The 25310-nt window shown below is 73.4% G+C and carries 21 protein-coding genes and 1 pseudogene; 15 read left to right on the top strand and 7 right to left on the bottom strand.

The window, feature by feature from the left end; all coding sequences use genetic code 11:
* The first annotated feature begins 246 nt into the window (after positions 1–246).
* Positions 247–930: a glycerophosphodiester phosphodiesterase gene (locus SPRI_RS31775; RefSeq protein ID WP_037775356.1), complete on the top strand. Its 684-nt coding sequence runs from the start codon at positions 247–249 to the stop codon at positions 928–930.
* A gap of 69 nt (positions 931–999) precedes the next feature.
* Here SPRI_RS31775 and SPRI_RS31770 read toward each other — a convergent pair whose 3' ends face one another.
* Positions 1000–1551 (bottom strand): GNAT family N-acetyltransferase, encoded by a 552-nt coding sequence (locus SPRI_RS31770; RefSeq protein WP_005320506.1) that lies wholly within the window; start codon positions 1549–1551, stop codon positions 1000–1002.
* A 216-nt stretch (positions 1552–1767) separates the two neighbouring features.
* On the opposite strand from SPRI_RS31770, the gene SPRI_RS31765 reads away from it, so the two are divergent.
* The 5 genes from SPRI_RS31765 to SPRI_RS31745 all read left to right on the top strand — a co-directional run bounded on the left by SPRI_RS31765 (position 1768) and on the right by SPRI_RS31745 (position 5672).
* Complete coding sequence (locus tag SPRI_RS31765; RefSeq protein ID WP_005320505.1) at positions 1768–2319, top strand: DUF5134 domain-containing protein; 552 nt, start codon at positions 1768–1770, stop codon at positions 2317–2319.
* Between the two features lie 117 nt (positions 2320–2436).
* Positions 2437–3375: a M56 family metallopeptidase gene (locus tag SPRI_RS31760; RefSeq protein WP_037775355.1), complete on the top strand. Its 939-nt coding sequence runs from the start codon at positions 2437–2439 to the stop codon at positions 3373–3375.
* 32 nt (positions 3376–3407) lie between these two features.
* On the top strand, positions 3408–4136 hold the full coding sequence (locus tag SPRI_RS31755) for a phosphatase PAP2 family protein (protein WP_005320502.1): 729 nt from the start codon (positions 3408–3410) through the stop codon (positions 4134–4136).
* Positions 4137–4155: 19 nt separating this feature from the next.
* The gene (locus SPRI_RS31750; RefSeq protein ID WP_005320500.1) at positions 4156–4866 is read left to right on the top strand and encodes an HAD family hydrolase; all 711 of its coding nucleotides are present in this window, start codon (positions 4156–4158) and stop codon (positions 4864–4866) included.
* A gap of 152 nt (positions 4867–5018) precedes the next feature.
* Entirely contained in the window at positions 5019–5672 is a 654-nt protein-coding gene (locus tag SPRI_RS31745) for a TetR/AcrR family transcriptional regulator (protein ID WP_037775353.1), read from the top strand.
* Here the strand turns inward: SPRI_RS31745 and SPRI_RS31740 are convergent.
* Positions 5648–7159: an LVIVD repeat-containing protein gene (locus tag SPRI_RS31740; protein WP_037775351.1), complete on the bottom strand. Its 1512-nt coding sequence runs from the start codon at positions 7157–7159 to the stop codon at positions 5648–5650. The two genes, SPRI_RS31745 and SPRI_RS31740, sit on opposite strands and share 25 nt — an antisense overlap.
* A gap of 182 nt (positions 7160–7341) precedes the next feature.
* Between SPRI_RS31740 and SPRI_RS31735 the strand changes: the two genes are divergently transcribed.
* The gene (locus tag SPRI_RS31735; RefSeq protein ID WP_005320493.1) at positions 7342–8007 is read left to right on the top strand and encodes a DUF305 domain-containing protein; all 666 of its coding nucleotides are present in this window, start codon (positions 7342–7344) and stop codon (positions 8005–8007) included.
* Positions 8008–8123: 116 nt separating this feature from the next.
* Positions 8124–9497: an FAD-dependent oxidoreductase gene (locus SPRI_RS31730; RefSeq protein ID WP_005320491.1), complete on the top strand. Its 1374-nt coding sequence runs from the start codon at positions 8124–8126 to the stop codon at positions 9495–9497.
* A 39-nt stretch (positions 9498–9536) separates the two neighbouring features.
* On the opposite strand, the gene SPRI_RS31725 is transcribed toward SPRI_RS31730, so the two are convergent.
* On the bottom strand, positions 9537–9887 hold the full coding sequence (locus SPRI_RS31725) for an ArsR/SmtB family transcription factor (protein WP_005320490.1): 351 nt from the start codon (positions 9885–9887) through the stop codon (positions 9537–9539).
* 217 nt (positions 9888–10104) lie between these two features.
* Between SPRI_RS31725 and SPRI_RS31720 the strand changes: the two genes are divergently transcribed.
* Both SPRI_RS31720 and SPRI_RS31715 read left to right on the top strand, forming a co-directional pair.
* Positions 10105–11184, top strand: coding sequence for an NADH:flavin oxidoreductase/NADH oxidase (locus SPRI_RS31720; RefSeq protein WP_053557563.1), 1080 nt, complete (start codon positions 10105–10107; stop codon positions 11182–11184).
* Positions 11185–11925: 741 nt separating this feature from the next.
* Positions 11926–13011, top strand: coding sequence for a WD40/YVTN/BNR-like repeat-containing protein (locus SPRI_RS31715; protein WP_005320486.1), 1086 nt, complete (start codon positions 11926–11928; stop codon positions 13009–13011).
* Between the two features lie 9 nt (positions 13012–13020).
* On the opposite strand, the gene SPRI_RS31710 is transcribed toward SPRI_RS31715, so the two are convergent.
* Positions 13021–13257, bottom strand: coding sequence for a hypothetical protein (locus SPRI_RS31710; protein WP_005320485.1), 237 nt, complete (start codon positions 13255–13257; stop codon positions 13021–13023).
* Between the two features lie 268 nt (positions 13258–13525).
* Positions 13526–14203, bottom strand: coding sequence for a uracil-DNA glycosylase (locus SPRI_RS31705; RefSeq protein ID WP_005320481.1), 678 nt, complete (start codon positions 14201–14203; stop codon positions 13526–13528).
* A 318-nt stretch (positions 14204–14521) separates the two neighbouring features.
* Between SPRI_RS31705 and SPRI_RS31700 the strand changes: the two genes are divergently transcribed.
* Positions 14522–15532, top strand: a complete 1011-nt coding sequence (locus SPRI_RS31700; protein WP_238996264.1) for an N-acetylglucosamine kinase — start codon at positions 14522–14524, stop codon at positions 15530–15532.
* Between the two features lie 72 nt (positions 15533–15604).
* Positions 15605–16522 (top strand): sirohydrochlorin chelatase, encoded by a 918-nt coding sequence (locus SPRI_RS31695; RefSeq protein ID WP_005320480.1) that lies wholly within the window; start codon positions 15605–15607, stop codon positions 16520–16522.
* 631 nt (positions 16523–17153) lie between these two features.
* Here the strand turns inward: SPRI_RS31695 and SPRI_RS31690 are convergent.
* The gene (locus SPRI_RS31690; protein ID WP_053557562.1) at positions 17154–18203 is read right to left on the bottom strand and encodes a lactonase family protein; all 1050 of its coding nucleotides are present in this window, start codon (positions 18201–18203) and stop codon (positions 17154–17156) included.
* Between the two features lie 127 nt (positions 18204–18330).
* Entirely contained in the window at positions 18331–19839 is a 1509-nt protein-coding gene (locus tag SPRI_RS31685) for an FUSC family protein (protein WP_053557561.1), read from the bottom strand.
* A 420-nt stretch (positions 19840–20259) separates the two neighbouring features.
* On the opposite strand from SPRI_RS31685, the gene SPRI_RS31680 reads away from it, so the two are divergent.
* The 3 genes and pseudogenes from SPRI_RS31680 to SPRI_RS31670 all read left to right on the top strand — a co-directional run bounded on the left by SPRI_RS31680 (position 20260) and on the right by SPRI_RS31670 (position 25288).
* Positions 20260–20922: a dienelactone hydrolase family protein gene (locus SPRI_RS31680; protein WP_005320474.1), complete on the top strand. Its 663-nt coding sequence runs from the start codon at positions 20260–20262 to the stop codon at positions 20920–20922.
* Positions 20923–20988: 66 nt separating this feature from the next.
* Positions 20989–22413, top strand: a pseudogene (locus SPRI_RS31675) (FAD-dependent oxidoreductase).
* A 154-nt stretch (positions 22414–22567) separates the two neighbouring features.
* Positions 22568–25288, top strand: coding sequence for a SpoIIE family protein phosphatase/ATP-binding protein (locus SPRI_RS31670; protein WP_005320473.1), 2721 nt, complete (start codon positions 22568–22570; stop codon positions 25286–25288).
* Positions 25289–25310 lie beyond the last annotated feature (22 nt).

The following is a 25310-nucleotide window of genomic DNA, read 5'->3' as shown; positions in this document are numbered from 1 at the left end:
CCGCATCGGTGTCCTGCCAGGGCCGACAGGCCCGGCCCCGTCAAGCTCGCGGGAGACGCGCCCACGCACGGGTGAAGGGGTGCCGGGCCGCTGCGCCCCCAGGGCGCCGACGCCGTCGGTGTGCGGCTTCAGGACACCCCGCGCGCGAGCGGTTCCGTCTTCGGGAGGGGCCGTTAGGCTGCCTCGATACCGCCGGGCGCCGGGCTGCGTCCCGCGGGAGCCGCCGTCGACGGAAGCGAGAGAATCTTGACTTTCCTCACCATCGGTCATCGCGGGGTCATGGGCGTCGAGCCGGAGAACACCCTGCGTTCCTTCGTTCGCGCCGAGCAGGCCGGCATGGACGCCATCGAACTCGATCTGCATCTGAGCAAGGACGGCGCGCTCGCCGTCATGCACGACGCCGACGTGGACCGCACGACCGACGGGAGCGGCGCCATCGCCGAGATGACGCTCGCCGAGCTGCGTCAGCTCGACGCGGGCGGCGGCCAGCGGGTGCCGGTGTTCGAGGAGGTTCTCGACGCCGTGCGGTGCCCGCTCCAGGCGGAGATCAAGGACGTGGCCGCGGCGCGCGCGCTGGCCGAGGTGATGCGCAGGCGCGACCTGGTGCCCCGGGTCGAGGTCTCCTCGTTCCACGACGACGCGATCGCCGAGATCTCGGCACTGGTGCCCGGGGTGCGCACGGTGCTGATCGCCAGCCGCTGGGGCGCCGACGTCACGGACCGTGCGAAGGCCGTCGGCGCCCAGGCCCTGGCACTGAACATCCGCCGGCTGACGCTGGAGACCGTCGAGACGGCGCACGCCCAGGGGCTGCGGGTGATCGGCTGGGTGGTCAACACACAGGAGCACCTGCGGCTGGTGCGCGCCCTCGAGCTCGACGGCGCGACCACGGACTTCCCCGAGATCCGGCGCACCGGCCGTTTCACGGCCTGACGGCCGCCCGCTCCCGCGCGCGCCGGCTCCGCCCGAGGGCACCGGCGGGCGCGCCCGGGGGCCGCTCGCTCAGGCGAGGTCCTTCACCAGGAGCTCGAAGGCGAGATCGTCGCGCCGCGGGATGCCGAACCGCTCGTCGCCGTACGGGAAGGGGGTCATCCGGCCCGTACGGCGGTAGCCGCGGCGTTCGTACCAGGCGATCAGGTCCTCTCGCACGGAGATCACGGTCATGTGCATCTCCGCCACGCCCCAGGTCTCGCGCGCGCTGCGCTCCGCCTCCGCGATGATCCTGCGGCCCAGACCGGCGCCCTGAAGGTCGGGGCGGACCGCGAACATGCCGAAGTAGGCGGCGTCGCCACGGTGCTCGAGCTGGCAGCAGGCGACCGGCTCCCCGTCGCGCTCGACGATCATCAGACGGCTGCCGGGGGCGGTGATCACCTCGCGCACCCCCTGCGGATCGGTGCGCTGACCGCCGAGGATGTCGGCCTCCGAGGTCCAGCCCGCGCGGCTCGATTCACCGCGGTACGCCGACTCGATCAAGGCGACGAGAGCCGGGACGTCGGCCTCGGCCGCGTCGCGGTAGGTGAGCTCGGCCGAGTCCCTGGGCGGGGCTGTGTCCATGGAGTGGCTCCGTTCCAACTGGGTGCGGTCCGCACGAGAGTAACCCGGCCCCCGCCCGTGCCCCGCGCCGGTCCGCCTGAGCCGTTCCGCGCTCGCCGCGCTCCCCCTCGCACTTCCGTGTACTCCCCCGTACCCCCGTGCGCTCGCGTACGCGGACGGGAGCTGGGCATCGACTCCTCGACCGCCGCCGAAGCCGGCCGAAGGGGGAGGTACTCCGTGCACGGACCCGCGATGTCCGGCTGGATGCTCGTGGTGCTGTGCACCGCGACCGGCTCGTACTGCCTGATCCGGATGCGCAGTTGCCGGGGACCGGGCAGAAAGGCGGCCGGCGGTGAGGCGCTGATGGGGCTCGGCATGGCCGCGATGGCCGTGCCCGCCACCCTGTTCACCCTGCCGAGATGGCACTGGATGGTGTACGCGGTGGTGTTCGGCGCGGCGGCGGTGCACGCGGTGCGGCCGGCCGGGAACGGCGGGCGCCATCTCCACCATGCCGTCGGCTGCATGGCGATGGTCTACATGGCGGCCGCGATGGCCGGCCCGGGCGCTCACGGGGCGCACACGGCCGGCGGCGTCCCGCTCCTCACCGGCGTGCTGCTCCTCTACTTCGCCGGGTACGTGCTCCGCTCGGGCCTTCGGCTCGTCCCGCTCGCCCCGGCGGGCGGCGGTCCGGTCCCGGTGGCGGATCCGGCCGGTTCCCGGCCCGAGTTGGTGCCGGCCTGCAGGGTCTCCATGGCGACGGCGATGCTGGCGATGCTGCTGGCCCTGTGACGGGCGCTCCCGTGCCGGCGTTGACGCGATCGTGCCGCCGCGTCCGCCGCCGTGGCGTGCGTCACTTGACGCGCACGGGCATACCCGCAGGTAGCCCCGCGCTCATAGGCTGCCCCCATGATGGTCTCGCTTGCGCTGCTGATGCTCGGCGCACTGGCCGCCGTCGTCGCCCCGCGCCTGGTGTCGCGTGCCGACTGGCCGGAGCGCGAGCCCGTCGTCGCCCTGTGGGTCTGGCAGTGCGTGGTCGCCGCCGTGCTGCTGTCGTTCGCGCTGTCCATGATCTTCAGCGCTGCCGCCGCCTGGCAGTTGGTGCGGGGCCATGTCTTCGCGTCCGCGCCGCACGGCGTCGTGGAGGCGTACGCGCTCGGGGCGACCGAGACGTGGTGGTCCGCCGCCCTCGCGGTGGTCCTGGCATTCTGCGGCGTGTGGACCGGGGCCATGCTGGCGCGGGAGATCCACCGGGCGCACGTCCGGCGCAAGCGGCAGCGCGCCGAGCTGCTCGTGCGCTCCCCCCTGATGCCGGACGAGGTCCCCGGAAGTGAGCCCCTGGTCGTCCTGGAGGCCGAGCGGCCGGACGCGTGGTGGCTGCCGGGCGCCGCGCCCCAGCTGATCATCACCACCGCGGCCTTGCGGCGGCTGAAGGGCCGGCAGCTCGACGCGGTCCTGGCGCACGAGCAGGGCCACGCACGGGCCAGGCACGACTGGCTGCTGCACTGCTCGGCCGCCCTGGCCAACGGCTTTCCGCAGATCCCCGTCTTCGCCGCCTTCCGTGACGAGATGCACCGGCTGGTCGAACTGGCGGCGGACGACGTCGCCTCACGGCGCTACGGACGGCTCACGATCGCGCTGGCCCTGGTCGAACTGAACGAGGAGCGCGGGGTGTTCGGGCCCTGCCCCACACCGGGAGCGGAACTGCCGCACCGTGTGAACCGGCTGCTGACGCCGGTGCCCCGGCTCACTCCGGCCCGCCGGCTGCGGCTGACGGCGGCCGCCGCCCTGGTCCCGGTGGTTCCGCTGCTCGTGGCCTTCGTGCCGGGACTGCGCGCGCTGGGATAGCCGTACGGCCGCAAAGAAGACAGGATTTGTTCATGTCTTCCCCCCACTCCACGGACCCCGTCGCCCCCCACCACGGCAATGACGCCTCCCCCCGCACCGCGCGGCCCGAGCGGAGGGCCCGGGCGAGCGCCCTGTGCGTCCGCGCCTGCGCGGTGTCGGCCGGGCTGAGCGTTCTGCTGCTGGTGGCGGTGGTCCTCACCTGGTCACCGCTGATGTCCTTCGACCGGGCGGTGGTGGACGCGCTGCACGGCTCCGCGGTCGAGGAGCCGACGTTCACGCACGTCAACCGCGTACTGACCGACTGGGTGTGGGACCCGTGGACCATGCGGCTGCTGTCCGCGGCGGCGGTCGTCTGGCTGTGGCTGCGCGGGGAGCGTCTCCTGGCGGTGTGGGTGGGGCTCGCCAGTGCGCTCGGGACGGGCCTCCAGCAGGGCGTGAAGGCCCTCGTAGGGCGGGAGCGGCCCCTGTGGCCCGACCCGGTCGACTCGGCGCACTACGCGGCTTTTCCGTCCGGGCACGCGATGACCGCCGTGGTCACCTGCGGGCTGCTGCTCTGGCTGTGCAGGCGGCACATGGCCAGGGCCGCCTGGATGTGGTGCTTCGCCGCCGCGGCCGTCTCCGTCGCCGGGGTCGGTTTCACCCGGCTCTACCTGGGGGTGCACTGGCCCTCCGACGTGATCGGCGGCTGGCTCCTCGGGGCGTGCGTCGTCACGCTCGCCGTGGCCTCCTACAGGCGGGTGGCCTTGTCCCGCGGCCACTGAGCGGCCGAGGATCCCGGTCATGACGATCAGGACTGTTCTCTTCGACTTCTCCGGGACGCTCTTTCGCATCGAGTCGGCCCGCAGCTGGCTCCGCGCGGTGCTGCGGGAGCACGGGTCGCCGCTGTCCGCGGACGAACTCGACCGGTGCGCCCGGCGGTTGGAGGCGGCCGGCGCGCTGCCGGGCGGAGCCCACCCGCAGCGGATCCCCGGACACCTGGCCGAGCTGTGGGCGGTACGGGACACGGACACGGACCGGCACCGTGCCGCGTACACGGGACTGGCACGCGAGGTGCCCCTGCCGGACGAGGCCCTGTACGACGCCCTCTACGACCGTCACATGACGCCCGCGGCCTGGAGCCCCTACGCGGACGCCGCCGAGGTGCTGCGCGGGCTGCGCGAGCGGGACGTCGGCGTCGGCGTGGTCAGCAACATCGGCTGGGACCTGCGTCCGGTATTCCGGGCCCATGGTCTCGACGATCTGGTCGACACGTACACCCTGTCGTTCGAGCACGGGGTGCAGAAGCCCGATGCCCGGCTGTTCCGGACGGCGTGCGAGGGCCTGGGGCGCGATCCGCGCGAGGTGCTGATGGTGGGCGACGACCGCCGCGCCGACGGCGGTGCCGCGGAGCTGGGCTGCGCCGTCCACTTCGTGGACCATCTGCCGGTGGACGAACGGCCCGCGGGGCTTCTTCCGGTGCTCGGACTCGTCGACCGGCGGCCCGCGCCGTAGGAGACTGGAAGCAGAACAAAGCCACCCGAACCGGACGATCCCCCGCGTCGCCCGGTTCGGGCAGCACCACCCGTCGGCCCCGGCCCCCGAGGGCCGGACGACGGGACGCGCTGAGTATATTGGCTGTGAGCCAGTCAACGCAGGAGCCAAGCATGTCCCCGCGAAGCGCATCGGTCAATGAAGAGCTTCGTCGACGTTCTCGCCAGCGGCTTCTGCAGGCGACGGTGGAGCTGGTCGACGAGCGCGGTTACGAGGCCACGACGCTCGGCGACATCGCCGACCGGGCCGGTTCCGCGCGCGGCCTCGTCTCGTACTACTTCCCGGGCAAGCGGCAGCTGCTGCAGTCGGCCGTGCACCGGCTCATGCACCTCACGCTCGAGGCGGCGCTGGAGAGGGAACCGCGTACAGAGGACGGCCGCGAGCGGCTGGCGAGAGCCATCGACGCGATCCTCGGCCTGGCGACCGAGCATCCGGTGCTGATGCGCACGCACATGGCGGGACTCCTGCAGGCCGACGGCTTCGTGCAGTGCCCGGAGCAGCAACGGCTCGCCTCATTGCTGCGGGACACGGTGGAGCGCTACGGATCACGGGACGTCGACACCGACTATCCGCTGCTGCGCGGGCTGCTGATGGGCGCGGTCTTCGCCCTGCTGCTGCCGGGCGTACCGATGGCCCGCGCGCGGCTGCGCGCGGAGCTGTTCCAGCGGTACGGGCTGGACTGGGAACTGGGTGCGCCGCCGGGCGGTCCCCCGCCCGGCGGCGCGTCACGTCACATCCCGGATCAGTCGTCGAAGTCGTCGAAGTAGTCCGGCTGCGTCTGCACGTTGAGCTCGTGCATCCGCACCTTCGCGCCGGCGTCGGTGCGCCGGTCGCTGATCTTCAGGACGTCGAAGCCCTTGGACATGTCGTTGGAGTAGATGTAGCCGTTGTAGTAGTACGCGGACCAGGAACCGGCCACGGAGAGCCTGTCGGTGCTCAGCGGCCCGCGCTCGAAGTAGGCGATCTCCTTCGGCTTCGAGGAGTCGGTGAAGTCCCACACGGAGACGCCGCCCTGGTACCAGGCCTGGACCATGATGTCGCGGCCCTTGACCGGGATCAGGGAGCCGTTGTGGGCCACGCAGTTCTCGGTCGCGGCCTGGTGGCGCGGGATCTTGAAGTAGCTGCGGAAGACCAGCTTGCGCTTGTCGCCCTTGCCCACGATGTCGTAGATGCCGTCCGCACCGCGGTTCGGGCCGATCTCGGCGTTGCAGGTGGCCGCGCCGCCGCCGCCGAGCTCGTCGGTGAAGACGACCTTGTTCGCCTTCTGGTTGAAGCTGGCCGAGTGCCAGAACGCGAAATTGACGTTGTCCTGGACCCGGTCGATGACCCTCGGGTGCTCCGGGTCCTCGATGTCGAACAGGATGCCGTCACCCATGCAGGCACCGGCGGCCAGGTCCTTGGAGGGCAGCACGGTGATGTCGTGGCAGCCCGTGGTCTTGGAGACGCCCGGGTTGGTGGGCGAGCCCGGGTTGCCGCCGCCGTCGGGTCCCTCGCCCGGGAAGAGCACCGGGAAGTTCACGATCGCCGACTTCTCCGGGGCCTTGCGCGGCACCTTGATGACGGAGATCCCGTCGTGCGGCGGCTGGCAGTCCGGGAACGCGGCGTTCGGCGAGTACGAGGAGACGTACACGTAGACGTTCCTGCGCTCGGGCACCAGCGTGTGGGTGTGCGAACCGCACGCCGTCTCGACCGCGGCGACGTACTTCGGGTTCTTCTTGTCGCTGATGTCGAAGATCTTCATGCCCTCCCAGGACGACTTCTCGGTCGCCGGCTGGGACGTGCTGTTGCAGGAGTTGTCGCTCCGTGAGGAGTCGGTGGACAGGAACAGCAGGTCGCCGGAGACGGTGATGTCGTTCTGCGATCCCGGACACAGGACCTGCGAAACGGTCTTCGGGCTCCGCGGGTTGCTGATGTCGTAGATGACGAAGCCGTCGTAGTTGCCGGCGAACGCGTACCTGCCCTGGAAGGCCAGGTCCGAGTTGGTGCCGGTGATCGCATCCTTGGGGATGTTCGTCACGTGCTCGATGTTGTCGCTGTGAACGACCTCGTCCACGCCGGGTATCTCGCCGTCGCGGATGGCCGACCTGGTCTCCGCCGACTCGCTCGCGGAGATGCCCTCGCGGGCGGTGGCGTCTCCCGGATCGGGAATCGCCGCCGCCGGCCCCGCCGCCAGCATGGTGGCGAGCAGTCCGGCGGCCGCCGCGGCGACACCCAGTCGTCTGCGTCGCACTCGGGTGGTGTGCAACAGGATCACTACGGTCCTCCCCTGGTATCCGTTCATGGTTGAACGGTTCACGGACCCCGGCAGTATCTTCCCTAGCATGCACATCTCAACAGATGGCAACACGGACGTAATCAAGGTTTCTGACCGGCGACACGTGCGCAGTAAGTGAAGGCGGCCGTTCCAAGAGGCCCGAGTTCCCCAGGAGGTCACCCGTGTTGAACCGCCCCCGTACCGCGCGTCTGCGCAGATCGGCCGCGGCCGCGGCGGTCGCCGTGGCCGTACTGGCCCTGGGCGCATGCGAGTCGGAGTCCGACGGCCGGAAAAAGGCGGCGGGCGGGGACGGTCCCTCCGTGGTGGCGCCCGGCAAGCCCGGCGAGCCGGCCAGGACCCTGTCCGCGGAGGAGGCCGCCGCGGCGCTGCCGGACGACAGCCCCAACTCCGCGGACTTCGGCTACACGCAGATGATGATCGAACACCACGAGCAGGCACTGCAGATGACGGCGCTCGCTCCGCAACGGGCGGAGTCGACACAGGTGAAGCGGCTCGCCGAGCGGATAGCCGCCGCCCAGAAGCCCGAGATCGACTCGATGCGCGGCTGGCTCGCGAACAACGGCGGCCCGAAGAAGGACGGCGCCCATGGACACGACCACGGCGCGATGCCCGGGATGGCCACGCAGGCGCAGCTGAAGCAGCTGCGCGAGTCCGACGGGAGCGCCTTCGACGAGCTCTTCCTGAAGCTCATGATCACCCACCATCAGGGCGCCGTGACGATGGCCGCCGACGTGCTGTCCGAGGGGAACAACGTCCAGGTCGAGGAGATGGCCAACGACGTGATCGCGCAGCAGACGGCCGAGATCGGCCGGATGCGGAACATGTGACGCGGGCAGGGGCCGGACCGCCTCGGGACGCGCCGGGAAGGACGCGCGGGCGCAAGCCTCCCCAGTGACGCACTCCGGTGCGATGCTGGAGATCCCCCTGCGGGAAGGAGCGCCACGTGCTTCGCGTCGCCGTCGTCGGATCGGGTCCCAGCGGGGTCTACGCCGCGCAGGCCCTCGTCGGCCAGACCGCTGTGCCCGATGTCCGGGTGCACATCCTGGACCGCCTCCCCTGCCCGTACGGGCTCGTGCGCTACGGCGTGGCTCCCGACCACGAGAAGATCAAGTCGCTGCAGAACAGCCTGCGGGCGGTCCTCGAGGACGACCGGATCGATTTCCTGGGGAACGTCGAGGTCGGCAGGGCGGGCCTCGGTCCGGCGAAGCTGCTGGAGCTCTATCACGCGGTCGTGTACTGCGTGGGCGCGGCCAGGGACCGCAAGCTCGGCGTCCCCGGCGAGGACCTGCCCGGCAGCCACTCGGCCACCGACTTCGTCTCCTGGTACAGCGCCCACCCCGACGCTCCCCCGGACGCGTTCGCCCTCGGGGCGCGGTCGGCCGTCGTCATCGGCGTCGGCAATGTGGCGGTCGACGTGGCGCGCATCCTCGCGCGGGGCGCGGACGAGCTGCGCGGGACGGACGTCCCTGAACGGGCGCTCGCCGCACTGGCGGCCAGCCAGGTGCGCGATGTGCACATGGTGGGCAGGCGCGGCCCGTCGGGCGCCAAGTTCACCACCAAGGAGCTGCGGGAGCTGGGCGCCCTGCCCTCGGCGGACGTCATGGTGGACCCCTCGGATCTCGCGCTGGAAACGGCGTACGCCGATCCTGCCGCCGTGCCCGCGATCGTGCGGCGCAACCTCACCGTCGTACGGGAGTGGGCCGCCAGGCCCCTGCAGGGCCGGCCTCGCCGCATCCATGTGCGGTTCTTCCTGCGGCCGGTGGAGCTGCTGGAACGTGACGGCCGCGTCGGTGGTGTCCGCTTCGAGCGGACCGAGCCGGACGGCACGGGCGGCGTACGCGGGACCGGCGCGTACCAGGACATCGAGGCGCAGCTGGTGCTGCGCGCGGTGGGATACCGGGGCGTGCCGACCGAAGGGCTGCCGTTCGACGCCGATCGCGGAGTGGTGCCGAACGTCGCGGGACGGGTCGTGCGGGACGGTCGCTTCTCGCCCGGCGAGTACGTGGCGGGCTGGATCAAGCGCGGCCCGAACGGTGTGATCGGCACCAACCGCCCGTGCGCGAAGGAGACCGTCAACTCCCTGCTCGAGGACGCGGCCGCCCTGGTGGGGCGGCCCCTCGCCGCGGATCCGGAGGCCGAGCTCCGGGCCCTCGGGCAGCAGCCGGTGCGGTGGCGCGGGTGGCTGGCGATCGAGGAGGCGGAAGCGGCGCTGGGGCGCGCCCTGGGCAGGCCGCCCGTCAAGATCCCGGACTGGGCGGGGCTCCTGGGGGCGGCACGGGAAACCGGCTCGGGCGGCCCCGGCGAGGCCGGGCACTGACGAGGGCGAACGCCGGCGAAGGCTGGTCCCGGGGGCGTGTCAGTCGTCGGCGAGGCGGCGTTCCTGGGCCTCCGCCGCTTCGAGGACCCGGTCGAGCAGGCCGGGGAACAGCGCTTCGAGGTCGTCCCGCCGCAGGCCGTTCATCTTCGCGGTGCCCTGGTAGGTCTGGCGGATCACGCCGTTCTCGCGCAGCACCCGGAAGTGGTGGGTGGTCGTCGACTTGGTGACCGGCAGCTCGATGTCGGAACACGTCAGGTCCGCCTCACCGGCCGCGAGTTCACGCACGACACGCAGTCGCATCGGGTCGGCGAGGGCATGGAGCACGTTCTCCAGCCGGATCTCGTCGCGGCCGGGGTGGGCGAGCACTCGAGGGCTGGTCACGGTGGTCACGACGGCTCCGCTTCGTCCGGGGAGGTCCATGGTACGAGGCCCTTCGTAGTTCGACGCCCCTCGTGGTTCCCCTCTCACGTCGTCCCTCACCCGGAACCGGTGACCGGCGAAATTCGGCGGCTCTCGTAGTTCGATATCCCTCGTAGTTTGACTTCCATCGTACTACGGTGTCTATCGTACGAGGAGTACACCGGACCTCTCCCGAACGGAGCCCGCAGTGAGCGCGTTGTTCGAGCCCTACGCCCTTCGGTCACTGACCATCCCCAACCGCGTCTGGATGGCGCCGATGTGCCAGTACAGCGCCGAGGTCTTCGGCCCGAACGCGGGCGTCGCCGGCGACTGGCACTTCGCCCACTACGCCGCCCGCGCCGCCGGCGGCACCGGCCTCATCCTCGTCGAGGCCACCGCGGTGAGTCCCGAGGGACGCATCAGCCCCGCCGACCTCGGCATCTGGAACGACACCCAGGTCGCGGCGTTCCGCCGGATCACCGCGTTCCTCGAGAGCCAGGGCACGGTGCCCGGCATCCAGATCGCCCATGCCGGACGCAAGGCGTCGACCGACCGGCCGTGGAACGGCGGCGAGCCGGTCGGTCCGGAGCAGCACGGATGGCAGCCCGTGGCGCCCAGCGCGATCCCCTTCGTCGAGGGGCATCCCGTACCGGACGAGCTGACCGGGGTGCAGATCGCCGAGATCGTCGGGCAGTTCGCCGACGCGGCCCGCCGCGCCCTGGACGCCGGGTTCAAGGTCGCCGAGATCCACGGCGCGCACGGCTACCTGATCGGCGAATTCCTGTCACCGCACAGCAACCACCGCACCGACGAGTACGGGGGCTCCTTCGACAACCGCGTGCGCTTCGCGCTGGAGGTCGTGGACGCGGTGCGCGCCGTCTGGCCCGAGGAACTGCCGCTGTTCTTCCGGATCTCGGCCACGGACTGGCTCGAGGAGGGAGGCTGGACACCGGACGACACCGTCCGCTTCGCCTCGCTCCTCAAGGAGCACGGCGTGGACCTCCTGGACGTCTCCAGCGGCGGCAACGCGGCCCGCGTGCGGATCCCCACCGGCCCCGGCTACCAGGTTCCGTTCGCGGCACGGGTCAAGGCGGAGACCGACCTGCCGGTGGCCGCGGTCGGCCTGATCACGGACGCGGAGCAGGCGGAGAAGATCCTCGCGAACGGCGAGGCCGACGCGGTGCTGCTCGGCCGCGAGCTGCTCCGCAACCCCTCGTGGGCGCGTCACGCGGCACGCGAACTGGGCGGCGATGTGCACGTGCCGCAGCAGTACCACCGCTCGGTCTGAGCGGTGTCGGGCCGCGCCGCGGAGGCGGTCGGCAGCCGCCTCCGCGCGAGGCAGCTGCGGCTGCGGTGTGCCCGCGCGGGGTCCGCGTTGCAGCGGGCCCGCGCGGGCCCGCCTTCCGCGCGGGCTCGCTGCGCCCGCCACATTTTGCGCACAGTCGCGGGTCGGCGCGCAGGCGCAGCGCAGTACGGGTCGGTGCGGGCGGGTCGCGCGCCGCGGGTCGGCGCGGTGCGGGTCGGTGCGGGCAGTCTCGACGCAGGCGGGCGCGGTGCGGGTCGGCGCGGGGTCCGCGTTGCAGCGGGCCCGCGGGGGCCCGCCTTCCGCGCGGGCTCGCTGCGCACGCCACGTTTTGCGCACAGGCGCGGGTCGGCGCGCAGGCGCAGCGCAGTACGGGTTGGTGCGGGCGGGTCGCGCGGCGCGGTGCGGGTCGGTGCGGGCGGGTCGCGCGGCGCGGGTCGGCGCGGTGCGGGTCGGTGCGGGCGGGCGCGGTCGGGTCGGCGCGGGCAAGCGTGGCTCGGCCCCCGCCGGGGCGGCGCGTGGACGCGTGGGGCCGGGGCGGCCGATGTGTCCGCGTTTCCGTGTCACCGATGAGTTCCGGGGCTGCCGGCGGTCAGCACTTCCATTGCCGGGCCGGTCCGGGTGAAGGGCGCCCACCTGCGCCGAGAGCGTCCTGCGGGCCACTGTCAGTGGCCGGGTGCAGACTGGCCCACAACCGAGACAAAGGCGTCCTGGAGGTAGCAGGTCATGACCGATGTTCTTCTTACCGTGGGCACACGCAAAGGGCTCTTCATCGGCCGCAGGAGCGGCGGCACCTGGGAGTTCAGTAGCCCGCACTTCAACGCGCAGGCCGTGTACTCGATCGGCATCGACACCCGCCGCGCCGTGCCACGGCTCCTCGTCGGCGGCGACAGCGCGCACTGGGGCCCGTCGGTGTTCCACTCGGACGACCTGGGAAAGACCTGGACCGAGCCGGAGAAGCCGGCCGTCAAGTTCCCCCAGGACACGGGCGCGTCGCTGGAGCGCGTCTGGCAGCTGCACCCCGCCTCCGACGCCGACCCGGACGTGGTCTACGCGGGCACCGAGCCCGCGGCGCTCTTCCGCTCGGAGAACGGCGGCGCCAGCTTCGAGCTCGTCCGGCCGCTGTGGGAGCACCCGACGCGTTCCCAGTGGGTGCCCGGCGGCGGCGGAGAAGCCGTCCACACCGTGATCACCGATCCGAGGGACCCGCTGGCCGTGACGGTCGCCGTGTCCACGGCCGGGGTGTTCCGCTCGAAGGACGGCGGGGAGAGCTGGACACCGTCGAACCAGGGCGTGTCGGCGGTCTTCCTCCCCGACCCGAACCCGGAGTTCGGCCAGTGCGTCCACAAGATCGCGCAGGACGCCGTAGACCCCGACCGTCTGTATCTGCAGAACCACTGGGGCGTGTTCCGCAGCGACGACGCCGGGGCGAAGTGGACCGACATCGGGACCGGGCTGCCGTCGGACTTCGGCTTCGCCATGGCCGCGCATCCGCACCGCGCGAACACCGCGTACGTGTTCCCGATCACCGCCGACGCGGACCGTGTCCCCGCCGAGCGCCGCTGCCGCGTGTACCGCACCGGTGACGCGGGCGAGACCTGGGAGGCGCTGTCGGCCGGCCTGCCCGAGGGCGATCACTTCGGCACGGTGCTCCGGGACGCCCTGTGCACGGACGACGCCGACCCGGCGGGCGTCTACTTCGGCAACCGCAACGGCGAGGTGTACGCGAGCGCGGACGACGGCGACAGCTGGCAGCTGCTCGCCTCACATCTGCCGGACGTGCTGTGCGTGCGGGCGGCCGTCATGAAGTGAGGGGGAGACTCACGTCGGTCCGGAGACTGCGCGAGCGCCGGGGCGCGGCGGAGGGAGGAGATGCTGCGCACGGCCGGTGAGGAGCATCAGCAGCGCCGAGATCGGCGCGCTGATCTCCTCCCCCGTGCCGCGGGCCCGGTCGGTGTCGGTGGCGACGAGCCGCGCCTTCGGCAGCGGCCACGGCCGGGGCGGGAAGCGCAGGGTCCACACCCGGTCCGCCGCGTCGGCCGCGGCGGGCTCCGGCATGGTGCGCTCCCGTCCCAGGGCGAGGGCGATGTCCTGGCCGAGGCCGGCTATGTGAAGCGGATGCCGGACCCGACCGACAAGCGGGCCAGGCCGGTCCGCGGCGCCGGGCGGGCCTCGGCGGCCAAGACCGTCGCCGACGCCGTGGTCGCCGAGGCCGAGAAGGAGGGGAAGGCCCACCTCGGCAAGCGCCGGATGACACAACTGCGCGAGGCGCTGACCCTGTTGCGGGAGATCACCGCCCCGTACGCGTGCTGCGTCCTCGTTGTGGCTACGGGAGCCGCCAGTCGACCGGCTGGGCCCCCTGCCGGAGCAGGAGTTCGTTGGTACGGCTGAAGGGCCGTGAACCGAAGAAGCCCCGGTCCGCCGACATCGGCGAGGGGTGCGCGGACTCGATGGCCGGCAGGTCACCCAGCAGGGGGCGGGCATTGCGGGCGTCACGACCCCACAGCACCGACACCAGCGGCTTGCCCCGGGCGGCGAGCGCCCTGATGGCCTGCTCGGTCACTTCCTCCCAGCCCTTGCCGCGGTGCGCCCCGGGCTTGCGAGGGGCCGTCGTCAGCGCCCTGTTGAGCAGCAGCACACCCTGACGGGTCCAGGGAGTCAGGTCGCCGTTCGACGGGCGGTCCACGCCGAGGTCCGTGTGCAGTTCCCGGAAGATGTTCTCCAGACTGCCCGGCAGCGAACGGACCTCGGGTGCGACCGCGAAGCTGTGGCCGATCGCCATTCCCGGTGTGGGGTAGGGGTCCTGTCCCACTATCAGCACCCGCACCTCGTCGAAGGGCTGCTGAAAGGCGCGCAGAACATGCTGCCCTGCCGGCAGATAGGTCCGGCCCGCCGCGATCTCCGCACGCAGGAAGTCACCCATCGCCGCGATGCGCCCGGCGACGGGGCGCAGCGCCTCGGCCCAGCCGGGCTCCACAAGTTCACTCAACGGTCGTGCTGCCACGGCCCGTCACTCTACCGGCCCACACAGTGCCCTCCGACCGGCGGTGCAGTGCCCGGGCCCCGCAGACGTCGACGCCCGAGGACGCCCAGCGGACCCTGAGCGCTCGCGCCCGCCGGGGAGACCGCGGGGACGCGGACGGGCCGCACTCGACCGCCGGTCCGGAACAGCGCCCCTACGGCCCCAACCTCCCCCGTCGCACACCGACATGGCCGACCTGGGGATAGGCTGCCGCCGTCGTTGCCGGTCCCCTTCTTCCTGGAGTCGCGTGAACGAGCTGTCGCCGCGTCAAGACGCCCGCCCCCTCACCCGGCGGCTGCCGTGAGCTGGGTGCTGGGTGTGGACTCGGGCGGCTCCGGACTGCGCGTGGCGCTCGCGGAGGCCGGGCAGCCGGCGCAGGCGCGGACCGCCTTCTCCGCCGAGCCGGTGCGCACCGGCGGCGCGGGGATCGACGCCGGGCACATGCGGGAGCAGTTGGTTCCCATGGTGCGGGAGCTCATGGAGAAGGCCGGGACCGGCCGGCTGTCCGCCGTGGTGATCGGCGCGGCCGGGATGGCCACACTGGGCGGCCGGCTGCGGGCCGAACTGCCCGCCGCGCTGGAGAACGCGCTCGGCGTGCGGCGAATGGGCCTGGCCGCCGACGCGGTCACGGCGTACGCGGGCGCGCTGGGCGACGTGCCGGGGGCGGTGGTGGCGGCCGGCACCGGAATGATCGCCCTCGGCACCGACCTGACCTCCTGGCGACGTGCCGACGGCTGGGGCCACCTGCTCGGCGACTGCGGCAGCGGCGCCTGGATCGGAAGGGCCGGGCTCGAGGCGGCGCTGCGCGCCCACGACGGCCGGCGGGGCGGCTCGGCCGCACTGCTGGAGCGGATGGAGTCGACGTTCGGCCCGGCCGCGGAGGTGCCGGGGATGCTCTACCCCCGCACGGACCGGCCCGCGGTGCTCGCCTCCTTCGCCCCCGAGGTCGGCCGGTGCGCCGGGCACGACCCGGTGGCGGCGGGCATCCTCGAGCGGGCCGCGGGGCACATCGCGGAGGCCGCAGCCGCCGTCTGCCCTCCGGCGGACGAGGTGCCGGAGGGCTGCGAGGTCGCCCTGACGGGCGGACTGCTGAAGCTGGGCGAACCGCTGCTCGGCCCGCTGCGTGCCGAGCTGGCCGGGCAGCTGCCGCACGCCCGCCAGGTGCCCGCGGACGGCGACCCGCTCTTCGGTGCGCTGCGCCTCGCGGCCTCCCTCGCGGCCGGTGAACTGCGGTTGCCGGAGCATCCGACGATGCTCTACGTCCCAGGTGGGACGGGGTGGCGGGACGGTCACGAACGCCCCACGGGATAAACCGGGACAGATGACGCTCGTCCGCCCCCTCCCCGAACAGCCGCTCAGGCAAAACCAGTAGCATGCGGCGCCATGAGCTCCTCCACTGGGCCTGCACCCGGCCTGCCTGTACGAATGCCGCGACCCCGCCAGTCCGGGCGACACCGTCGCCCGGAGCCCGTGGCGGCTCCCGAGGGCGCGCCCGCCCTCGTGCTCGCTGTGCCCGGCGCCCCGTCGCCCACCACGCGCAGCCTGGCCGAAGAGGTCATAAGCATCGCCCGGTCCGAGCTGCCCGGCCTCGACGTCGCCATCGGCTACCTCGACGGTGACGACGCCGACTACCCCACGCTGCAGAACGTGCTCGCGCACACCGCCGCACGGCGTACCGAGCGCTACGAGATCGCCAAGGCCGCCGGTCGTGAGGTGGCGGAGCCCGAGGGACCCGCCGCGGTCGTCGTGCCGCTGCTGGCGGGCCCGGACAACGCGCTGATGCGCCGCGTCCGACAGGCCGTCATGGACAGCCGCGCCGCCGCGGAGCTGACCGACGTCCTGGGCCCGCACCCGCTGCTGGCCGAGGCCGTGCACGTACGCCTCTCCGAGGCCGGTCTGGCGCGCGCCGACCGCGCCCGGCTGTTCACGGTGGCCACCGCCGCCGACGGCATCATTCTGGCCACCGTGGGCGGCGAGGAAGCGGTGCAGGCCGCGGGGATCACCGGCATGCTGCTCGCCGCGCGCCTGGCCGTGCCGGTGATGGCCGCCGCGCTCGACGAGGAGGGCTCGGTCGCCGCGATCGCGGAGCAGCTGCGCGGCTCCGGGTCGGTGCAGCTGGCTCTCGCCCCGTACCTGGTGGGTCCTGAGCTGCCCGAGGGCCTGCTCGACGCCGCCGCGAAGGACGCGGGCTGCCCGGCCGCGGAGGCGCTCGGCGCGTACCCGGCGATCGGCAAGCTGGTGCTGTCGCAGTACACGACCGCGCTGGGCATCGCGCCGCAGCCCGGGACGCCGCCCCACTGACGTCACCGGGCGGCGGTCACGGCCGACGAGGAGCATCACGCGCAGGGCCCGTGCCGGGCGACACGAGTCGCCCGGCACGGGCCCTGCGTGCGTCGTCCGGTGACCGGCGCCCCATGGCGCACACCCTCGTGCGCCCCGGCCTCCGGGCCACCGGCATCGGCTCCCCGTGCCACGTGCCCACCGGCGTACCGACGGCGCACCCCGGCCGCCCGGCCACCCGCGTAGGCCTGCGGCCCCCGTGACCACGCCGCATGCGCCGCCACTCTCCGGCCCACCGGCGTACGCACGCCCCTGTGCGCCCCAGGCCCTCCGGCCACCGGCATCGGCTCCCCCGCGCCACGTGCCCACCGGCGTACCGACGGCGCACCCGGCCGCCCGGCACACCTGCGTGGGCACCCGGCCCACGTCACGCCAGTGCGTCCGCCACCCGCCCTCCGGCGTGCATGTCGGCGCCCCCCTCCTGGGCACACCTGGACGTTCCGGGCACCGGAACCGCGGCACTTTCCCTGGCCGCGCGCACCCCCGCCGCCGGGCCACCCGCGTAGGCCCCGGTCCCCGTCCCGCACATCCCGTCCGCCAGCCGCAACCTGACCCGCCCCCGGGTCGCCCCGGCCGGGTCCGGGCAGAGGCTTCAGGCGAAGACCACGCAGGACGCCGCCGGAACGGCGAGGGACCCGCTGTGGTGCGGGATGCCCGTGGACGGGTCGACGGTGAACCAGGTCACGTCGCCCGAGCGCTCGTTCGCCGCGTAGAGGCGACGGCCCGTCGGATCCAGTGCGAGGTCCCGGGGCCAGTGCCCGCCGCACGGCACGTCGGTGACGAACGTCGCCCGCTCCCCCGTAGCGTCGAGCGCGAGCACGGCGATGCTGTCGCGCCCGCGGACCGCGGCCCACAGGTGCCGGCCGTCGTGCGAGACGACCGGCGCGGACGGGTGGACGGGACCGGCCGTGCCGTCAGGGACCACCGCCGTCTCGCCGACCGGTTCCAGCAGGCCGGCGGCCGGGTCCCAGCGGCAGAGCGTGACGGTCGGCTCGAGTTCACCGAGCACGTAGGCGTGCCGCCCGTCCGGGTGAAAGGCGAGGTGACGCGGCCCGGTACCCGGCCGCAGCGGCATCTCGCGGTGGGGTGTCAGGGCGTCCGCGGCGGTGTCGAGCGCGCAGATCCGTACGGAATCGGTCCCGAGGTCGACGCTGAGCACCCAGCGCCCGGTCGGGTCGGGAAGCACCTGGTGGGCGTGCGGCGCGCTCTGGCGTTCCACCACCGGGCCGTGTCCCTCGTGCCGCATGACGCCGCCGAGCGGGCCGGGCGCGCCGTCGGTGCCCACGGGCAGGACGCTCACGCTGCCGGAGCCGTAGTTGGCGGTCATCAGGTGCCCCTGCGAGACCGCGATGTGCGTCGGGGAGGCGCCGCCCACCGGCACCTGCCGGCCGATGGGCCGCGGGTCTCCGCCTGTGGCGGCGAAGGCCGCCACCGCCCCGTCCTCGGTCTCGGAGACCGCGTAGAGGACCGTGCCGGCGGGCGTCGTCACGGCGGCCAGGTAGGAGGGGTCGGCGACGGCGTCGGTGGCCCCTGTCTCGATGAGCGCTCCGGTCCCCGGGTCCACGGTCGCGGCCACGATGCCGCGTCCTCCCGCCGAGGTGAACGAGCCGATGAAGGCCCGCCCCGCACTGTTCTCGGCCACTGTGCCGCCCCTCTTCGGCCCGCCGGCCGTCCGTCGTGGATCACTGCTGCCGCCACGAAGGTAGCAGCTTGGTCCAGACCAATCCGGTGACAGGCCGGGGAACGCTCGGCGGCCCCGGAGGAACGGCTCAGGCCGCTACGAGCGGTGCGCGTGGCGACGTGCGGACGGGAGCGGCCAGCTCCGCGAGCGCCCGCTCCAGGCCGTGCAGGTGCGCGAGTGCGGCCTCGGCCCCCGGGTGGTGCCTGGGCACGGGAACGGCCGCCACGGGCGCCGGGGCGGAGGGCGGCGCCACCAGGGCGTGGACGGCCGCCTCCACCCGCCGGCAGGCCGCCGCGAGGCGGGCGTCGTGCGAGGCGCGCGGGTGCGCCGCGACCGCGGCCAGCCCCCGCACCTCGCGCGCACAGTCGTCGAGGAGCGCCAGCACCCGGCGGGCGCGCGCCTTGCGGGCACGGAGCGGCGAGAGGGGATGCGTCAGCGGCGCGAGCGACAGCCGGACCCTGGCGAGCAGCCCTTCCAGCTCCGCGACGTGCGGGGCCGGGTCGGCGTCCACCGCGCCGGCCAGCCGTGCGGCGGCCTCGGCGGTGCAGCGGTGCACACTGCGCACGGCCTGCTCGATCCAGGCGTGGGTGGTGGCGTGCGTGGTGACGGGAAGGACGAACAGCACGGCGAGCATCGCTCCCGCCGCGCCCACGGCCGTCTCCGCGAGGCGGAGCAGCAGCAGGGCCGGCTCGAGGAAGCCGAGCAGCCCGTACAGCAGGCTGACCAGGACCGTCACGGCGAACATCATCCAGCTGTACGAGACGGCCGCGGTGTAGAAGATCCCGAAGACGCACACGGCGGTGAGCACCGCCGTGGGGACGGTCGCTCCGTGGAGCGGGACGGCGACGAGAACTCCGGCGCCGATGCCCAGGAACGTGCCGAGGACCCGGCGGAAGCCGCGGACCAGGGTCTCCCCGCGCGAGGAGGTGTTGACGAAGACCCACCAGGAGGCGCCGACGGCCCAGTACCAGCGGTCGCCGGAGACGACCTGGCCGGCGACGAGCGCGAAGGCCCCGCCCGCCATCGCCTGGACGGCCTGCCGGGTGGTGATCCGGGCGAGTCCCGAGCCGCCGGGCAGCACCGGGACGACCGGTGCCGGCAGCCGCCGCTCGTAGCACCAGAGCCCGAAGCGGACGGCCGAGGAGGCCAGCACGGCCAGCAGCACGGCGGCGTACACCTCGGGGAGCTGGCGGGGCGCGGTGTGCAGGAACTGCGCCACGAAGAACGTCATGAAGGCGAAGGTGCCGAGCGCGTGGCCGCGCGGACCCCACCGCCGCGCGTACACACCGGCGCCGGCCACGGCGAGGAAGGCCAGGTCTCGGGGCACGGCGTGGTCGTGCAGGCCGGCGGCGAGAGCCAGTACGGGAAGGCCGACGACCGGCAGCAGCGCGGTGGTGACGGCCTGGCCGCGGACCGTGCGGTCCGTGACGGTGAACAGGGCGAGGAGCGCGGAGAGCCCGCCGGTGACGACCGCGGGCAGAGCGAGACCGGCGAGAGCGCAGACGGCGACCGCCAGGCCGATGCCGAGCACGGCCCGCACGGCACTGCGCAGGCGCAGCCGTCCCGGGTCCGCGGCGACGAACATCCTCTTCAGCACTGCTTACCGCCCCCATTTCGTTCGGGTTTCTTCCGGGCATGAAAAAGGCGCCGCGGAATCCCGCAGCGCCATCGACACGTCTATGACAACACCTTCCGGCACGCTGGCTCAACTCATCCCGATCCGACTGGGCCATTGGCTCAGCGGAGCGCGCGACCGTGAGCCACGGAGCCGGCCATTGGCCCACGGCCTGTGGGCCCCGGCCCTCCGACGGGGCCCGGGGCGCGGACCACCCGGCCTCCCCCGGGGCGTGTTGCGACGTCGGCCTTCGCCGTCCGGTCGTGGGTCCTCGCCGTCCGGTCGTGGGTCCTCGCCGTCCAGGGGTACCCGCCCCCATCCGGGCGGTGGCGGCACGGGCCGAGGCGGCACCGGCGGGAGAGCGGCCGCCGTACGGACGAGACGCGCAGGAGGTGCGGTCACATGGCAACGGCAACGGAGACGGTCGCCATCGACGCCGGCGACGTCACCCTGACGGGTGATCTGGTACTGCCGGAAGCGGCTCCGGGCGTCGTGTGCTTCGCCCACGGGAGCGGCAGCTCGCGGCACAGCCCGCGCAACCGGCAGGTGGCCCTGACGCTCCAGCGTGCGGGGCTCGGCACGCTGCTCATCGACCTGCTGAGCGAGGAGGAGGAACGCGTGGACCGGGTGACAGCCGAACTGCGCTTCGACATCCCGCTGCTCGGCCGGCGGGTCACGGCGGCCGTGGACCGGCTCGCCGAACGGCCGGACACCGGGTCCCTGCCGGTGGGTCTGTTCGGTGCGAGCACGGGCGCCGCCGCGGCGCTCGTCGCGGCGGCGGCCAGGGCGGACCGGGTGAGCGCCGTGGTGTCCCGGGGCGGCCGTCCGGACCTGGCGGGCACGGCGCTCGGACGGGTACGGGCGCCGGTCCTGCTGATCGTGGGCGGGGAGGACCGCGTGGTGCTGGACCTCAACGAGGAGGCCGCCGAGCAGCTGACCGCCGAATACCGGGTCCATGTGATCCCCGGGGCGACCCATCTCTTCGAGGAACCAGGGACCTTGGAGGCGGCGGCGGACGCGGCCCGGGACTGGTTCCTGCGTATGGGCGGCGCCGGAGGACGGTGAGCCGGGCACGGCCGGCCGGGATACTGGTCTTGCTCGATCGACTCGCTGACCACGGGAGGCACACGCATGGTGGACGACGCGCGGCGGAGCGGCAGTTGGGGGCGGCAAGGCACAGGGGGGCGCCACGCTGTCGTCGTCGGGGGGAGCCTCGCCGGGCTGCTCACGGCGCATGTGCTCGCGGACCACGCCGACACGGTGACGCTCGTCGAGCGGGACCGCTTCCCCGAGGGCGCCGCACCGCGCCCCGGTGTCCCACAGGGCCGGCACCCCCATGTGCTGCTGGAGGGCGGTCAGCTCGCGCTGGAGGACCTGCTGCCGGGCTTCATGGCCGAGTTGAGGGCGTCGGGTGCGCCCCGGGTCGGCATGCCGTCGGACATGGTCCAGTGGCAGGGCGGCCGTTGGTTCAGCCGTACGGAGGCCACGACGCACCTCTACACCGGCTCGCGCGGCCAGGTGGAGCACCTGGTGCGCCGGCGCGTCCTCGCCCGGCCCTCGATCAGGGTCCTCACATCGACCGAGGCCGTCGGACTGCTCGGGGACTCCACGCGCGTACGGGGCGTCCTGGTGCGCGATCGCGGCGCGGGAGCCGGCCAGGAGCCGCGGCCGCTCGAGGCGCATCTGGTGGTGGACGCTTCGGGTCGGGGCTCGCGCGCGCCCCAGTGGCTGTCGGCGATCGGGGCGGAGCCGGCGGAGGAGGAGACCATCGACACCGGCCTCGCGTACGCCTCCCGCGTCTATCACAACAAGGGCGACAACCTCGGCTCCCGGTCGCTCGGTTACTACGTCCTGCCCGGTCCGTCGCAGGTGTACGGGGGCGGGGTGCTGCCCCTGGAGGACGGCCGGTACCTGGTGACCCTCTCGGGACTGCGGGGCGACGAACCCCCCACGGACGAGGAGGGGTTCACCGCCTACGCGGCCCGTCTCCCGCATCCCTTCATCCACGACTGGCTGCGCGAGGCGCGGCCGGAGGCGCCGCCGTTCGGCTTCCGCGGCACGTCGAACATGCGCCGCCGCTACGACCGGCCCGGACGCCGGCCGGCCGGTTTCCTCGCCGCGGGCGACGCGCTGTGCACGTTCAACCCCATCTAGGGGCAGGGCATGGCGGTGGCCGCGATGAGCGCGGTGGCACTGCGCGACGCGCTGGCCGACCCCCGGCGGACACCGACCACACGCCGGGTCCAGCGTGCGCTCCTGGAGGCGTCACGCCAGGCCTGGGACATCTCGGCGGGGGCGGACAAGCAGATGCCGGGGGCGGTGGGCAGCGCCGTGACCGTCAGGGCCGCCGACCGGGCGGCCGGCTGGTACCTGTCCCGCGTCCAGCACCGCTACCCGGGCGACCCGGTCGTCGGACGGGCGTTCCGTTCCGTACTGACGCTGACCGCTCCGCTCAGCGCCCTGTTCGCGCCGAAGGTGCTCCGGGCGGTGCTCCTCGGCCCGCCGGCCCTGACGCCCGCCGAGCCCCCGATGACAAGGGAAGAGGTGGTGCGCTGAGTGGTACGCGCCGCCGTGGGGCGACCCCTCGAAAGCGCATCAAGTGTTAGAAAAGAGACATGACCGGGCCGACCGCCCGGTCCGGAGCGCGGTACGTGGCCTTTCGCCGGGCGTCCGCCCGGCGTCGGCGCCCATCTCCGGGAAGTGGAGCGCTATGAACGGGCACAGGCCCGACACATCGAGGCGCCCGCTGTGGGGACCGCGGGAGTCCCTGCTGGGCGCGCGCACCGTCGCCGGGCAGGTACTCCTCCTGCAGATCGCGGTCGCGGTGCTGCTGATCATCGCCGCGGTGGCCGCGCTGGTGCTCCAGGCGAGGAATCAGAGCGAGCAGGAAGCGGAGAACCGGTCGCTGGCGACCGCCGCGGCCTTCGCCCACGCCCCCGGAACGGCGGCCGCGCTCACGTCGCCGGACCCCACCGCCGCGCTCCAGCCGCTCATCGTCGGTGCGAGCCAGGAGGCGGGCGTCGACTTCGTCACCGTGATGGCGAAGAACGGGATCCGGTACGCCGACACCGACCCGCGCCTGATCGGCGCGCGCACCGCCGGCGTCGAGCGAGCGGCAGCCGGTGAGGCCTTCACCGAGATCTACGAAGGCGCTCCCAGCGACGCCGCACGGGCGGTCGTCCCCGTCGTCGACTCCCGGGGCGACGTCATCGGCCTGGTGGGGGCGGGCGTACAGATCGAGAACGTGGGCAACGCGGTGGACCGGCAGCTCCCGATGCTCCTGTTCTCCGCCGCCGGGGCACTGGCCCTGGCCACGGGCAGCGCCCTCCTGGTTAGCCGCCGGCTGCGCCGCCAGACGCACGGCATCGGTCCCGCCGAGATGACCCGGATGTACGAGCACCACGACGCGGTCCTGCACGCGGTGCGCGAGGGCGTCCTGATCGTCGGGGGCGACGGGCGGCTGATGCTGGCGAACGACGAGGCCCGGCGGCTCCTCGAACTGCCGCCGGACGCCGACGGACGCCTCGTCACCGACCTCGGCCTCGACAGCGGCATCGCCGCTCTGCTGGCCTCCGACCGTTCCGTGACCGACGAGGTGCGCTCGGCCGGGGACCGGCTGCTCGCGGTGAGCACCCGCCCCACGGTTCCGTACGGGGGGCACTCCGGCAATGTGGCGACCCTGCGGGACACCACGGAACTGCGGGCCCTGTCCGGCACGGCCGAGACCGCCCGGCAGCGTCTGAAGATCCTCTACGACGCCGGCGGGCGGATCGGCACGACGCTGGACGTGGTGCGGACCGCGGAGGAGCTGTCCCGGGTGGCGGTCCCCCGGTTCGCGGACTTCGTCACCGTCGAGCTGCTGAACCCGGTGCTGCACGGTGACGAGCCGTCGGGCGCTCCGACGGAGATGCGCCGCGCCGCGCTGACCGGCATCCGCACGGACCACCCCTTCCAGCCGGTGGGCGACGTGATCCGCTTCCTCTCCCCCGCGACGCCGATGGCCGCGGCCCTGTCGGGCGGGCACGCGGTGCTCGAGGCCGATCTGACCGTCGCCGACGGCTGGCGTGCCCAGGACCCCGAAGGAGCGGACAACGCCCTCGCGTACGGGGTCCACTCGCTGATCACTGCTCCGCTGCAGGCCCGTGGCGTGGTGCTGGGCATGGTCAACTTCTGGCGTTCGGAGCGCGACGAGCGCTTCGGCGAGGAGGACCTGTCCTTCGCCGAGGAACTGGCCACGCGGGCCGCTGTCGCCATCGACAACGCCCGCCGCTTCACCCGCGAGCACACCATGGCCGAGACGCTGCAGCGCAGCCTGCTGCCGCATGGTGTGCCCAGTCACAGCGCCGTCGACATCGCCTACCGGTATCTGCCGGCGCAGGCCCGGGTCGGCGGCGACTGGTTCGATGTGATCCCGCTGCCGGGGGCACGGGTCGCCCTCGTCGTCGGGGACGTGGTGGGCCACGGGCTGCACGCCGCCGCGACGATGGGCCGGCTGCGTACCGCGGTCCACAATTTCTCCACCCTCGACCTTCCCCCGGACGAACTCCTCGCCCGTCTCGACGAATTGGTCGGCCGCATCGACCAGGACGAGCCGGGCGAGGGCACCGAGGGGATCACCGGCGCCACCTGCCTCTACGCCATCTACGACCCGGTCTCCGGTATGTGCACGCTCGCTACGGCCGGGCATCTGCCGCCGGCCCTCGTACGTCCGGACGGCAGCGTGGAGTTCCTTCCGCTGCCCGTGTCCCCGCCGCTGGGCCTGGGCGGTCTGCCGTTCGAGTCCGCGGAGGTGCGGCTGCCGGAGGGAAGCCGTCTGGTCCTCTACACCGACGGGCTCGTGGAGCATCGCCACCGTGATCTGGACGCCGGTTTCCACGCGCTGAGCACGGTTCTCGCGGGCCGGGCCGACCGGAGCCCGGAGGAGATCTGCGAGGCAGTGTTCGACGCCATGGTGCCGGCGACCCGGCGGGACGACATCGCCCTGCTCGTGGCCGGCACCCGGCTGATCGACAAGAGCCGGATCGCCACCTGGGACGTCCCGCGCGACCCCGCGGCGGTGGCGCCCGTCCGCAGCGCGTGCAGCCGCAAGCTGGACGAGTGGGGCCTCGATGCGGCCGGGTTCACCACCGAGCTGGTCCTCAGTGAACTGATCACCAACGCGATCCGGTACGGCAGCGAGCCGATCCGGGTGCGGCTGCTCTACGAGCGGAGCCTCATCTGCGAGGTGTCGGACGGCAGCAGCACCTCTCCCCACCTGAGGCGTGCGGCCTCCACCGACGAGGGCGGCCGTGGCCTGTTCCTGGTCGCCCAGCTGTCCGCCCGGTGGGGAACGCGGTACACACCGACCGGGAAGGTGATCTGGACGGAACAGTCGCTGACCGACGGGCAGGTGCCGCCCGGGGGCACGCTGCTGGACGACTTCGAGTGGTGAGCCACGGGGCACCGGCCCCGTC

Source organism: Streptomyces pristinaespiralis, assembly GCF_001278075.1.
Lineage (GTDB): Bacteria > Actinomycetota > Actinomycetes > Streptomycetales > Streptomycetaceae > Streptomyces > Streptomyces pristinaespiralis.
Note: the sequence above shows the minus strand (reverse complement) of the source record. Positions and strands in the feature narration are given on the sequence as shown.

Bases quoted from the DNA above. Each gene is read 5' to 3' on its own strand.
- SPRI_RS31770 (WP_005320506.1), bottom strand. From the start codon at position 1,551: ATGGACACAGCCCCGCCCAGGGACTCGGCCGAGCTCACCTACCGCGAC.
- SPRI_RS31760 (WP_037775355.1), top strand. From the start codon at position 2,437: ATGATGGTCTCGCTTGCGCTGCTGATGCTCGGCGCACTGGCCGCCGTC.
- SPRI_RS31755 (WP_005320502.1), top strand. From the start codon at position 3,408: ATGTCTTCCCCCCACTCCACGGACCCCGTCGCCCCCCACCACGGCAAT.
- SPRI_RS31750 (WP_005320500.1), top strand. From the start codon at position 4,156: ATGACGATCAGGACTGTTCTCTTCGACTTCTCCGGGACGCTCTTTCGC.
- SPRI_RS31745 (WP_037775353.1), top strand. From the start codon at position 5,019: ATGTCCCCGCGAAGCGCATCGGTCAATGAAGAGCTTCGTCGACGTTCT.
- SPRI_RS31715 (WP_005320486.1), top strand. From the start codon at position 11,926: ATGACCGATGTTCTTCTTACCGTGGGCACACGCAAAGGGCTCTTCATC.
- SPRI_RS31710 (WP_005320485.1), bottom strand. From the start codon at position 13,257: ATGCCGGAGCCCGCCGCGGCCGACGCGGCGGACCGGGTGTGGACCCTG.
- SPRI_RS31695 (WP_005320480.1), top strand. From the start codon at position 15,605: ATGAGCTCCTCCACTGGGCCTGCACCCGGCCTGCCTGTACGAATGCCG.
- SPRI_RS31680 (WP_005320474.1), top strand. From the start codon at position 20,260: ATGGCAACGGCAACGGAGACGGTCGCCATCGACGCCGGCGACGTCACC.
- SPRI_RS31670 (WP_005320473.1), top strand. From the start codon at position 22,568: ATGAACGGGCACAGGCCCGACACATCGAGGCGCCCGCTGTGGGGACCG.